14 protein-coding genes are annotated in these 11,330 nt (G+C 53.4%); 8 read left to right on the forward strand and 6 right to left on the reverse strand.

Annotated features, from left to right (window positions below):
• The first annotated feature begins 395 nt into the window (after positions 1 to 395).
• The 4 genes from AC0QHF_RS26560 to AC0QHF_RS26575 all read left to right on the forward strand — a co-directional run bounded on the left by AC0QHF_RS26560 (position 396) and on the right by AC0QHF_RS26575 (position 1,981).
• Positions 396 to 560 carry a hypothetical protein gene (locus AC0QHF_RS26560; protein WP_324707289.1) on the forward strand — a complete coding sequence of 55 codons (165 nt, stop codon included), beginning with the start codon at positions 396 to 398 and terminating at the stop codon, positions 558 to 560.
• Positions 561 to 571: 11 nt separating this feature from the next.
• The gene (locus AC0QHF_RS26565; RefSeq protein WP_324707290.1) at positions 572 to 1,216 is read left to right on the forward strand and encodes a phosphoribosyltransferase; all 645 of its coding nucleotides are present in this window, start codon (positions 572 to 574) and stop codon (positions 1,214 to 1,216) included.
• A gap of 298 nt (positions 1,217 to 1,514) precedes the next feature.
• Positions 1,515 to 1,745 (forward strand): type II toxin-antitoxin system VapB family antitoxin, encoded by a 231-nt coding sequence (gene vapB, locus AC0QHF_RS26570; RefSeq protein WP_324707291.1) that lies wholly within the window; start codon positions 1,515 to 1,517, stop codon positions 1,743 to 1,745.
• Complete coding sequence (locus tag AC0QHF_RS26575; RefSeq protein WP_324707292.1) at positions 1,745 to 1,981, forward strand: PIN domain-containing protein; 237 nt, start codon at positions 1,745 to 1,747, stop codon at positions 1,979 to 1,981. The genes vapB and AC0QHF_RS26575 overlap by 1 nt, the downstream gene beginning before the upstream one ends.
• Here the strand turns inward: AC0QHF_RS26575 and AC0QHF_RS26580 are convergent.
• Together AC0QHF_RS26580 and AC0QHF_RS26585 are read right to left on the reverse strand one after the other, a co-directional pair.
• The gene (locus AC0QHF_RS26580; RefSeq protein ID WP_324707293.1) at positions 1,881 to 2,201 is read right to left on the reverse strand and encodes a nucleotidyltransferase family protein; all 321 of its coding nucleotides are present in this window, start codon (positions 2,199 to 2,201) and stop codon (positions 1,881 to 1,883) included. The genes AC0QHF_RS26575 and AC0QHF_RS26580 overlap by 101 nt on opposite strands.
• A 563-nt stretch (positions 2,202 to 2,764) precedes the next feature.
• Positions 2,765 to 3,700, reverse strand: coding sequence for a DUF1517 domain-containing protein (locus tag AC0QHF_RS26585; RefSeq protein WP_324707294.1), 936 nt, complete (start codon positions 3,698 to 3,700; stop codon positions 2,765 to 2,767).
• A 313-nt stretch (positions 3,701 to 4,013) separates the two neighbouring features.
• Between AC0QHF_RS26585 and AC0QHF_RS26590 the strand changes: the two genes are divergently transcribed.
• Positions 4,014 to 4,631, forward strand: a complete 618-nt coding sequence (locus AC0QHF_RS26590) for a hypothetical protein (RefSeq protein WP_324707295.1) — start codon at positions 4,014 to 4,016, stop codon at positions 4,629 to 4,631.
• A 134-nt stretch (positions 4,632 to 4,765) separates the two neighbouring features.
• Here the strand turns inward: AC0QHF_RS26590 and AC0QHF_RS26595 are convergent, their stop codons facing one another.
• On the reverse strand, positions 4,766 to 5,470 hold the full coding sequence (locus AC0QHF_RS26595) for a uracil-DNA glycosylase (protein WP_324707296.1): 705 nt from the start codon (positions 5,468 to 5,470) through the stop codon (positions 4,766 to 4,768).
• A gap of 120 nt (positions 5,471 to 5,590) precedes the next feature.
• Between AC0QHF_RS26595 and AC0QHF_RS26600 the strand changes: the two genes are divergently transcribed.
• The gene (locus tag AC0QHF_RS26600) at positions 5,591 to 6,247 is read left to right on the forward strand and encodes a phosphoribosyltransferase (RefSeq protein WP_324707297.1); all 657 of its coding nucleotides are present in this window, start codon (positions 5,591 to 5,593) and stop codon (positions 6,245 to 6,247) included.
• 296 nt (positions 6,248 to 6,543) lie between these two features.
• The gene (locus AC0QHF_RS26605) at positions 6,544 to 6,816 is read left to right on the forward strand and encodes a hypothetical protein (RefSeq protein ID WP_324707298.1); all 273 of its coding nucleotides are present in this window, start codon (positions 6,544 to 6,546) and stop codon (positions 6,814 to 6,816) included.
• A 60-nt stretch (positions 6,817 to 6,876) separates the two neighbouring features.
• On the opposite strand, the gene AC0QHF_RS26610 is transcribed toward AC0QHF_RS26605, so the two are convergent.
• Positions 6,877 to 7,566, reverse strand: coding sequence for a GDSL-type esterase/lipase family protein (locus AC0QHF_RS26610; protein ID WP_324707299.1), 690 nt, complete (start codon positions 7,564 to 7,566; stop codon positions 6,877 to 6,879).
• Positions 7,567 to 8,199: 633 nt separating this feature from the next.
• Between AC0QHF_RS26610 and AC0QHF_RS26615 the strand changes: the two genes are divergently transcribed.
• On the forward strand, positions 8,200 to 8,469 hold the full coding sequence (locus AC0QHF_RS26615) for a thylakoid-associated protein (RefSeq protein WP_324707300.1): 270 nt from the start codon (positions 8,200 to 8,202) through the stop codon (positions 8,467 to 8,469).
• Positions 8,470 to 8,645: 176 nt separating this feature from the next.
• Here AC0QHF_RS26615 and AC0QHF_RS26620 read toward each other — a convergent pair whose 3' ends face one another.
• The gene (locus tag AC0QHF_RS26620; RefSeq protein ID WP_324707301.1) at positions 8,646 to 9,737 is read right to left on the reverse strand and encodes a class III poly(R)-hydroxyalkanoic acid synthase subunit PhaC; all 1,092 of its coding nucleotides are present in this window, start codon (positions 9,735 to 9,737) and stop codon (positions 8,646 to 8,648) included.
• An 87-nt stretch (positions 9,738 to 9,824) separates the two neighbouring features.
• Positions 9,825 to 10,841, reverse strand: a complete 1,017-nt coding sequence (gene phaE, locus AC0QHF_RS26625; protein WP_324707302.1) for a class III poly(R)-hydroxyalkanoic acid synthase subunit PhaE — start codon at positions 10,839 to 10,841, stop codon at positions 9,825 to 9,827.
• Positions 10,842 to 11,330 lie beyond the last annotated feature (489 nt).

The following is an 11,330-nucleotide window of genomic DNA, read 5'->3' on the forward strand; positions in this document are numbered from 1 at the left end:
GGTTTTCCGAACCGCAACGCACCCAAAATATCAAAATTATTTACAATTCTTTAAACAAAATCAAAATTGTTTGTGCTATAATAGTGGCAATTTTAATTCTGTCGGGAGTGATCGCTTCTCCACCATTTTCCCATCTGCCCGGAACAAATATACCATCGTCTGTCTTTCAAATTGACGAGTTTTACAGCCGATTTGATATTTCAATATCGGCAATATTCCTTTCAACCATGCTAACAAAATTGTGTCGGCAATTGGGCATTGGGTCGTTGCGATCGCCCGTCGCCACCGAAAAACTCTTCCCCAAGCCAGACGAAAACCGGAGGCGGTGGGAGGCAAAATAGACAAAGATCCGATACCCGCGACGGCGGGATATCGAGAAGAATTGAGGAACAGTTATGGCTCAAGAGCAGACCCGAGAGCAAAATCGCGAAGTCGAGCCGCAACAGCCGGAAGCCGAAGCCTGGAAGGATATCGCCATCAGCCCCACCACCGATCCCCAGGACTTTCTGGGGGAAGATCCCGAAGAAGCGATTCCCTCCAAAACTGACGACGAAGAATAGGAGGAACCACCATGATATTCCGCGATCGAATTGAAGCGGGCCGCCGCCTGGGACGGGAGTTGAGATCCACCTACGGGAACAACCCCGACGCGGTGGCGTTGGGACTGCCCCGGGGAGGTGTCCCCGTCGCCTACGAAGTCGCCCAAATCCTCGATGTCCCCCTGGACGTGCTTTTAGTCCGAAAATTGGGGGTTCCCGGCCATTCAGAATTAGCGATGGGGGCGATCGCATCCGGCGACGTCCGCTACCTGAACCCGCAGATTGTCAGGAGTTTGAGGTTATCCCGGGGGGCGATCGAAACAGTCGCCGAAGCCGAAACGCGGGAGCTCCACCGCCGCGAGCAACTGTACCGGGGCGACAGGCCCCCCCTCAACGTCACGGACAAAATCGCCATCATCATCGACGACGGTTTGGCGACGGGGGCGACGATGCGGGTGGCCATCCAAGCCCTGCGGCAGCAGCAACCCCGAGAAATCGTGGTGGCGGTCCCGGTGGCGGCGGTGGAAACCTGCGACGAGTTGCAGGATGTGGCCGATCGCGTTTTCTGTACTGAAACGCCCCACCCGTTTTTGTCCGTCGGTTTGTGGTACAACAATTTCTCCCAAACGTCGGATGAGGAAGTGTGTCAACTGCTGAAAGAAAAGTGTCCGGCTTAGGATTTTCAACTGTCGGGGCGATCGCATTATAAACCCGATTGAGAGAATGCGATCGCCCTTCATAACAATTTACATTTTACCCATTGGGAAATGGAATAGAATTTGATAGGCTAAAGTATATTTCAATTTGGGCGGGGAAGAAACCCGGTTTCTCGGTCGAGCGTTCGGCTGCTAATTCACTCAGTCTATTTCAGGAGTCGCCAGATGTCCAGATTGCGGGTTATGCAGTACCAAGCGGAAGTCGAAAAACTCATTCGCGACGGGTGATGTTTTTGGTTAAAAATCAGGAGGGAAAACGATGACTGTTGATGCGGCGATCGAGCAAACCTTATCCCAGATGCCGGAAGAACTCAAGCGAGAGGTTTTGAACTACGCCACCTACTTGCTATCCAAGTACGGCGATCGCAAGACTTCCGAGAATAGCACCGGCAAAAAACGACGTTCTGGCATTTTGCAGGGGATGTTTGTTTTACCATTACCCGACGATTTTGACGAACCCCTGGAAGATTTTCAGGATTATATGTGGTGATGGCTTTTCTATTAGATACTCACACATTTATCTGGCTCACAGCTAATAGTCCCAGCCTGCCAGAAACTTTGAGAGAGACAATTGATACAGCAGAAACGGTCTATCTCAGTATTGCCAGCCTGTGGGAAATTGCCATCAAGCTACAATTGGGTAAGCTATCGCTCCACCAAGATTATGAACTGATTGGCGCAGAATTTCGATCGCCTTCCGAGAAACGATATCGACTTCACGCTTGAGAATCATTGCAAGCTGATTTTCAATTTCTTCTAAATCGAACAAGCTGACCTTGGCTTCGGGGTCAAATGTCACCAAAAAATCGATATCGCTTTCATCTGTAAAGTCATCTCGCAACACGGAACCGAATAGATCTAATTTTTGAATTTTCCAGTTTTGGCAAAATTCTTTGATGGTTTCCAGGCTGATGCCCAAACGTTGTTCGATCGCGTCGATATTCATCGCAGTACGGATCATCCTGATAGATATAGATGAAAGGGGGCGATCGCATTATAAACCCGATTGAGAGAATGCGATCGCCCGTATATTTTAGCGTTGGTCAGAGTCGGAAATCGAGGGTGGAGAGAAATGGGGTGCGATCGTCTCCGGGATAATGGCCAGTGTCCAGAGCTAAAACGTAGCGTTTTGTAAAGCTGAAAAGACAACCTGCTTAACATTTCTCAAAAAATCCCCGATCGCCTCGGATAATAAGAAACCGGGTTTCTATGAGAGTTGATGGGTTGCCATGAAATATCCTTCGAGAAACCCGGTTTCTACGCCTCACCCGACACTGATAAGAAACCGGGTTTCTATGAGAGTTAATGGGTTGCCATGAAAGATCCTTCTAGAAACCCGGTTTCTACCCCCCACCCGACACTGATAAGAAACCGGGTTTCTATGAGAGTTGATGGGTTGCGATGAAAGATCCTTCTAGAAACCCGGTTTCTACCCCCCACCGACTAAACTTATGCAGTCAAAAAAAATCCCCGATCGCCTCGGGGAAATTACAAACTATCGAGTGAAAATTACACCAATCTCAGATTGGGATAGTAAGCCAAAACATCGTCGCTGCTGAGGGTGTCGCCGCTGGCTTGGGGAGTCCAGAGCACCTCCACCGCCAACAACTGTTCGCTGCCGACGGAACCCAGACGGCCGATCGCAACTCGCAGGTCTTGGGAACTCTCAATTTTGGGCAAATCCAACTGCCCCAACGTACCCACAACCAACGTGACGATAATATATTCGCCGGGATTTTCCGGGGTGTCTTGGGGGACGATCGCGCCCTCCGTTTCCCCGCCGCCGATGCGTTGATTGTTGACGTTGGAGAGGGTTTCTTCGGTGAACTTACTCCGCTCCGCGATCGCCAATTGATTGAACTTAGCCTCCGCCGAATTCAACCGCATTTGGTCGGAAGTGCTGGCACCGTACACCCAATATTCCGGGTGGCGTAACAGTGCCAAAGTCGCCTCCTGCAACACCTGGGCGCGACCTTCCGCCGACCCCGTGTCCGCCGTGGCGGCGAGGCGATCGAGATCCGCCTGCAAGCCGCGACCTTCAGCTAACAAACCGACCTGAACTTGGGCGATCGAAACCTTCGGATTGGTGACTTCCGCCTCCTGGACGCCCTCGCCGACGGCCCGGAAACTTCTAATAATAAAGTTGGCGATCGCGATCACGATCAGGATCGAAAAGATCCCGCCGAACCCGCCGAATCCGAAGAACGGAAGCAAAAACGGAAATCCGAATCCGCGGCCGCCGTAGTATCCGCCGCCGCCCGGAGCCGACCGGGGAGACGGGGCAAACGTGCGACTCGGGGCGCGGAACGAACCGCCGCCGATGCGACCCCCACTCCGGGCCGCCAAAGCGTTATCCGCGTGGCCGAATCCCAGTGCGAGAATCAGGGCGATCGCGATCAGGGGTTTAAAAAAGGGTTTGACAATTGCAAACAGTTTTTTGAGCATAAATTATCCTATCTCTCCTCGGAACCGGAACTCTCTCCAGTCCGTCATTTCAGAATCGGGAAGGGACAAGATCTGACAATTGTCAATTGTCAATTATCAATTATCAACTGCTCTCCCACCCCAATTCTTATCTATACTGTAACGTCTTGAGGGCAATCGCTTAAAGGCGCCGGAGTGTCGGGAATTCCCCCAAATTGGCGAAACATCCGTACCTTCTCGGTTAAATCTGGGGAACCATCCCGGCCCGGTTGCCAAAACCATTCAAATCGATGATAAAATCCCATCCTGGCTCGATCGCTTGTCAGCCTCCCGAATGTTTGATCTCCAATCCCTGCAAATTTCGAGCCGAGTCGCGACAGTCCTCGGGAGTCTGTGGCTGACCCTGGGAATCGCCGGTCCCGACTGGCCGCAACGGACGCCCCCGGAACCGGTGATCGCACCCCCTCCAGAACAACTCGCCCAAACCGGCAACTGTCCCACCGAATTGGACACCCTGACCGCCGAATTAGTCAAAGATTTACCCGCCTACGCCAACCGCGTCATCCAGCGATCGCCCCCCGCAACCGACCCGCGAGATCCCGGCACCACCGTCATCTTCGCCACCGCACCCCCCCCAGAACCCCTCCCCATCGCCCCCAATTTACCCCCCTCAGACGACCTCCACCGAGCCTTCATCGCCACCCGGGAGCGATTTTATCAAAACAGTCGTGCGATCGCCTTTCACCGCTACCACTGGCTCTTTCTGCGCCGCACCCCCGACGGCTGGGAACTGGTGAAACTGTACTCCCAATCCGACCCCTACCCCGGATACCAACTCTTCCCCCAACCCTGGGACAGCAGCAAAAGCGCGATCGCACAAGCGATCCGTCTGTGGTTGAGAGACTGTGAGGGAGTCGGGAGTAGGGAGTGGGGAGTCGGGAGTAGGGAATAGGGAATAGGGAATAGGGAAGAGAATTTGTCGGGGCAACCGAGTTTTTAGAAACCGGGTTTCTACCCCAATCTCTCATTCTCCCCCAAATTCCCCTAGAAACCCAGTTTCCAGTCTTAATTATTAATTATTGATTGTTAATTGTTAATTGATTCAAGTCGTTTCCGCACCTCCTGAATGTCCTGCCACATCAGCCATTTGGGTTTGCCCGGTTCCTTGGACGGGTTCCGCAACAGGTAGGCGGGGTGGAAAATCGGCATACAGTCCCGGCCCTCCCACTTCATCCACTGGCCGCGAATTTTGGTGATGCCGCGCTTGTCCCCCAGCAGGGATTTCACCGCCGTCGCCCCAGTGAGGAGGATAATTTTCGGGTCGATGAGGCGGATCTGTTCCAACAGATAGGGCTTGCAGGCTTCCAGTTCCCCCGCCGACGGGGTGCGGTTGCCGGGGGGGCGGCAGCGGATGGCGTTGGAGATGTAAACTTCGCGATCGGTGCTCAGTTTGACGGACTCCAAAATTTTATCCAAGAGTTGCCCCGACTTGCCCACGAAGGGGAGCCCCTGTTCGTCTTCATTCTGTCCCGGGGCTTCGCCGATAATCATGATCGGGGCGTTCGGGTTGCCCCGGCCGATGACGGCGTGGGTGCGGTTTTGGCCGAGTTCGCAGCGATCGCATCGATTGCAGTGCTCGGAAATTTGTTCCATCGTCTGATAGGTTCCCGGCGGGATGGGAACTTTGGCATCCGTGGGAATCCGTTCCGGGTCGAAATCCGGGACGGCGGGGGGGGACGAATCGATAGGGGAGAGATCGAATAGATTCAGTTGTTGGTCGTCGTCGGACATGGAAGAAATTGTAGATTGTAGGGGCGCAAGGCTTGCGCCCAGGTATGATCGCAAACAGTTGCGGGTCGCATCCACAACAGCCATTATAGAGGTGATGGGACTGCGGAGGGCGAGCCGATCATGTTCCCCAACCCCCTATTTCGCGATCGCACCCACGCCGGCGAAGAACTGGCCGAAGTGATCGCCGCAGATTTGGAAAAATTGCAGATGGCCTCCCTGGCCTCCCCCCTGGTGTACGCCCTGCCGCGCGGCGGTTTGCCCGTCGCCGAACCCGTCGCCCGCCGTCTGGGCTGTCCCCTGAGCGTGGTGGTTGCCAAAAAAATTACTCTGCCGGAAAATCCGGAATTGGCCTTGGGGGCCGTGACGTCGGACGGCTATGTGCTTTGGTCTGACCGCCGCCCCGGCAGTTTTTCCGACCAGCACTCGATCCTCCGCCACGCCCACATCAAAGCCCAGAACCAATGGCAGCAGTTCGCCACTTACTGTCCCCCGGTCGCGATCGCCGATCGCCTGATTTTGCTGGTGGATGACGGTATCGCCACGGGGATGACAGTAGAAGTGGCTGTGGGTGCCGTGCGATCGCAAAAACCGGCGGCGATCTGGATCTGCGTCCCCGTCGCCCCCTTCGAGGTCCTCCCGTCTGTAAGGGAATATTGCGATCGCCTCATCGTTTTGGAGACGCCACATATTTTTCTCAGCGTCAGCCGCTTTTACGAGGAATTCCCCCAGGTGGAGACATCCGAGGCGATCGAATGTCTGAAACGGCAAAACAATTAACAATTAACAATTAATAATTGATTTTCTCCTCCGCTTCCTCCGCTTCCTCTGCCTCCTCCGCTTCCTCTGCCCCTTTTCGGTTTTCACCACTTGCGACGGGGGGGATCTGCTATTCAATTCCGGGAAGGGTTGGTATAATTACCTAGAGACGAGACAGAACTGACCTTCAACTTTTCTCCGGCCGACGATCTCGGACCCTTCGCGATCGCCCCAGGATGCGGACCGTTGGCCAGTCCACCGGAAGCCGTCGCGATCCGTCCGGCTTCTCGCCCCATTCATTTAGCGGTTAATTGATCATGAGTAAGATTTGGTTTGAAGACTACCAACAGCAATGGCAAGATTGGCAAAATCAGTGGATCGACGCCTGGAAAAATAGCATCCCGGACGTCAAGGATCTCCCCGACGCTTCGGAAATGTTCGGAAAGGCGTTGGAAGCTCAAGAAGAAGCGGTGAAAGCCAGCTTCAAGATCCAACAAGATGCGATCGACACAGCTACCAACCTGCAAAAGCAGTGGTCGAATACTTATTTCGATACGATGAAACAAATGCCGTTGGTCGCCAACAAATAGGGAATCGCTGGGGGCGGTCAAAAAATCGCCCCGACTTCCCACTCCTTACTCCCGACTCCCTCAACCCAATTCGGCGATCGGTTCCCAATTTTGCACTTCTTCAAATAGGGTTTGATAGCCCTGGACGTTGGGGTGCAGGCCGTCGGAGCACAGTTGTGATCGCACCCAATCTTCTCCCCGGGCAATCCAGCGATCGAAAATATCTAAATAGGGAATATCCCGCACTGCACAGGCCAGCCGCGTTGCTTCTTTATAGGCATATTGGTCGGCGTGGTTGTAATACATACAACCCAAGAAGGGCATCTGTTTTTCGTCAATGGGGGTCATGCCGACGAAAATCACCGGACACAAACTTTGGGCGAGATCGAGGAGGTTGGCCATCTGGATGCGGAAGGCGTTAAAATCCGTGAGCGCGCGCCCGTCGGGCCGTCTCAGGCGAGGCGTATCGTTCACCCCGACAGACAAAATGATCAAATCGGGGAGACGGTTCCGCAGTTCCCCCCGCTGGCGAAATTCCTGTTCGAGTCGCTGGCTCACCTGGGCCACGCCGTTTCCCCGAATTCCCAAATTGTAGAGGGCGTGTCCGGGGCGATCGGGAGACATCCACTGCCGTCGCAACCGTTCGACCCAGCCTCCGCCGACCGGATCTCCAAATCCGTAGATCAAACTGTCCCCCAAGGCGATAATTCTCCGGGGTTGGACTTTCTGTTGGACTGCTGCAAATTTTGGGGTGGCAAGTGCTGGCATCATGCGACGCTTTGAACCTCACTATATCGACATCTCTCCACGGAGCCCCGAGGGTGTATTCCTGGGCGGGTGATGAAATCAGAATCCGCTGACAAGGCGCCTAAGTCGCCGTTACTATAAGCCTAGCATAACAAATCTTAATAAAAAAGTTCTTGGTGAACGCCCGCCTCTCAGATTGGCGGCAGTTTTGTATAGAAAATCACAATTCAAACCGATGGCGGAGAAGTCCGACAGAAGGGGATTCCGACCGGGTGCGATCGCGGATCTTCGCCACGGTTGCTTCCTGTAAATTACCGTTGAGTTAATCCCAGGTAAAATTGAGCTTAACGAATTTCGGTGTCCCGGGCAACGGCGGATTCGGAAGGGTGGAAATCGGCCGTTTTTTCGGAACCGCGATCGCGCCGTGGATTTGAGATGAATCAGGATGAGATTTTGTAACAAAACTTACCGTCCGCAATCCGGGGAAAATCCGACGAAATTTCCGGCCAAACCCGAGAATTGCGATCGCCATCAACCCCGGTTTGAGCTTATAATGGTAACGAACTCAAATCCGAGTTTTGTCCGGTCGGGAGTGACCCGCCGCCTCACTTCCGCCCCGTCCTCAAAAGTGATGGGGAACTTAGCGGTTATAGGAATATGGATACCAAACTATTTGAAGATTACCAAAAGCAAATGATGGACTTCCAGAAAAAGTGGTTCGACACTTGGATGGAGAGTTTCCCCAACTTAAAAGATGCTTCCCCCCTCTCGGAAAGCTTCGAGCAAACCTTGAAAATGCAAGAGGAAATGGTCAACTCCTACCTCGACACCCAAAAGCAGACCAACCAAATGATGTTGGATGCTCAAAAGCAACTGTGGAGCGAATATTTCAAAACCATGAAAAAAAATGTAGCCAGTGTCAGTTAATTTCCGCCCCCCATTAACCCCGTTCTCAAACAACAATATCCTCCCCTCCCCCGGGCGTTCATTCTCGGGGGTTTTTTTTGGGGGAGTCGGGAGAAGGGGGAAATCAATTAATAATTATCAATGATCAATGATCAATGATCAATGATCAATGATCAATTCTTTCCCCCCACCCGGATTCAACGCGCTTTCAGCCAATCCACAATCGTCGGGGGTAGATCCCGCTGCACCTTGCCGCTGACGTACATTCCGATGTGGCCGACGGGGAAGGATTGGGCGGTGTAATCATCGCTGGCGATGTAGTTTTCCAAAGCCAGGGAAGACGACGGCGGGACGAGGTGATCCTTTTCCGCGTAGAGATTGAGGACGGGCATGGTAATATTGCTCAAATCCACCGAGCGATCGCCGAGCATCACCTCCCCTTTGATCAGCTTGTTGTCCTGATAGAAATCCTTGAGGAACTGGCGGTAGGTTTCCCCGGCCTGGTCGGGACTGTCAAAAATCCACTTTTCCATCCGCAGGAAGTTCAGCAACTTATCGCGGCTGCCCATAATTTCGGGCAGGTCGAGGTATTTTTGATATCCCAGTTGCAAGGGTTTGAGCATCAGGAACTCGATATTGAGATAATCGCCGGGAATATTTCCGAGCGCATCTACCATAAGGTCGATATCCACCGCCTCCGCCCCCAGAGTGCAGCCGCCCCGGGCGTTGAGGAGGGTGTTGGGCATCTCAAAATCCACCGGCGCCACCATCGTCACCAGGTTTTTCACCTTTTCCGGATGCAGGGAAGAATAGCAGAGACTGAAAGTTCCCCCCTGGCAGACGCCGAGCAGGTTGATGGCGTCCAGGTCGTGGCGATCGCGGATAAAATCGACGCAATTATCGATGTAACCGTTGATATAATCATCCAGGGTCAGCCAGCGATCGCTGCGGGTGGGATATCCCCAATCGATCAGATAGACGTCCAACCCCAACTTCAGCAAATTCGCCACCAGAGACCGGCCCTCCTGCAGGTCTACCATAAAGGGGCGGTTCACCAAAGCGTAAACGATCAGCAGCGGCACCGGAAAGGGATTTTCCACCTTCGATTCAAAGCGGTAGAGCGTCACCTTATCTTCCTGGTAGACCGCCTCCCGGGGGGTGACGCCGACAACGATATCCTCCTCCTTCAAGCTGGTGAGGTTGTCCATCCCGTGGACGATCTTTTCCGTCAGGTCGGTGTATTCCTGGGTCAGGTCTTCCAGACCCATCTGCAATGCAAACGGCAGCATGGCTTGATGTCCTCCAAGCAAAAACAAATTGAACTCGACAATAAATTGAGTCAGGTCAATGAGGGAAAGATTCGGAATTTTTTTCTCTCAACTCGAACTCGCCACCTCTCCGGATTCGGAATCCGACGTATTCGCCAATTGTTTTTTCAGAGATTTCACCTCTTTGCGAAGTTCGTAAATGGTCTTGTGCATTTCGTCGATTTCGCTGCGGAGGGGCAAATTCAGCGATCCCATCCAAATTTCCATCAACTTTTGCTGCTCGACGCGGTAGGCGTTGAGGGAATTGATGAACCGGCCGCGAATTTTGAGCTGATCTTCCGAGCAGAAAGTTTCCTCGAAAACATCGTCGATGGTGACGCTCCACAACTGCTGAAACTGCCGCCAGCTTTCGACTTTTTCCCCCTTGCTGGCGCGGGAGGCCAGTTCTTCCATCAACTTCCCGAAGGCGCGAACCTGGATATCGGCGAGGACGACCTGATAATCGTTGCTGGCCCGGTAGAAGTCAGTCCAGGCTTGGAAGTGGCGGAGCACGGCGCCGTTCAACTCCCGACTTACCCCCAGCATCGGACTCTGGAGAACGGTGCCGAAGGTGGGTTGATAGAGTTGGTCCCAATAGAGGTTGTTGAGTTCAATGAGGGCCTCGCTTTTTCCCATCATCGCCGAGCTGAAGGGGACCGTCGCGGCGCCGGTGTAGTTCATCCAGGTCTGGCCAAACTTCTGCATCTGTCCGACGTAGAGTTTCCATAACCCCGTCGTGCTTTCGGTTAATTTGCGCGGGCCGGCGGCGAAGTCTTCGATTTGTTGGCGGACCTGTCGGGAGTAGTTGTCGAGGGTTTCCTGCCAGTTAGCACCGGATTCGACTTGGGGTAAAAGATCTTTCCAGGCTTCAAAGGAGAACTGCAGGAAGTGCATCAATGCGGCTTGATTTTGTGCCATCTGGCCGGCGGCGAACCCCGATGCCGACTGGCCGTTTTCGTCCGTCCCCGAGGTGAGGGAGGCGTTCATGGTGTCGAACCAGCCTTTCCAAATTTCCGTCCCCGTCTGCGTCCAGGTTTTGACCCATTGATTGGCCATGTCGCTCCAGGGATTGGTTTCATTTTCCATTGTCCGGACCTCTCGTGTGGCTGACGTGAAAATTTTATTGCACTCGCGGTGATAACTGTCGTTTTCCGATCGCATCTTTATTCTTGTGCCCCGAGTGGCAAGGTAGCTCAATTGTACTGTCGCCGAAAATCGGTATACGGCAATACCAGAAAGATTTTATTTTTTTTCGACGGGCATTTGTAGATCGGAGTTGAACCCCCCGCCCCGGAAAAATCGGGCGACACCCTCTCCGCCTCCCCGGCGGGGAAATCTTAAGTTTTGCTAAAAGTGTCGGGGGGGGGGTTGAGTCCATCTCTGAAATTCTATACAATAATAAAGGATTGCAAAAGACGAGCCTTTACCGAAAAGAATGAGGGTTCGTAACAATTTCCAGTCGGGTTCAAAACTGACGGAAATTGTCGGGTAACGAGCCGGGTCAGCACCCCCGGCTGAAGCACGGGGGCTTCGTGCCCTCCCCTTCAGGTAGCTGACCAGCTATCGCCTTAACTG

This window comes from Lyngbya sp. CCY1209, from assembly GCF_055795065.1.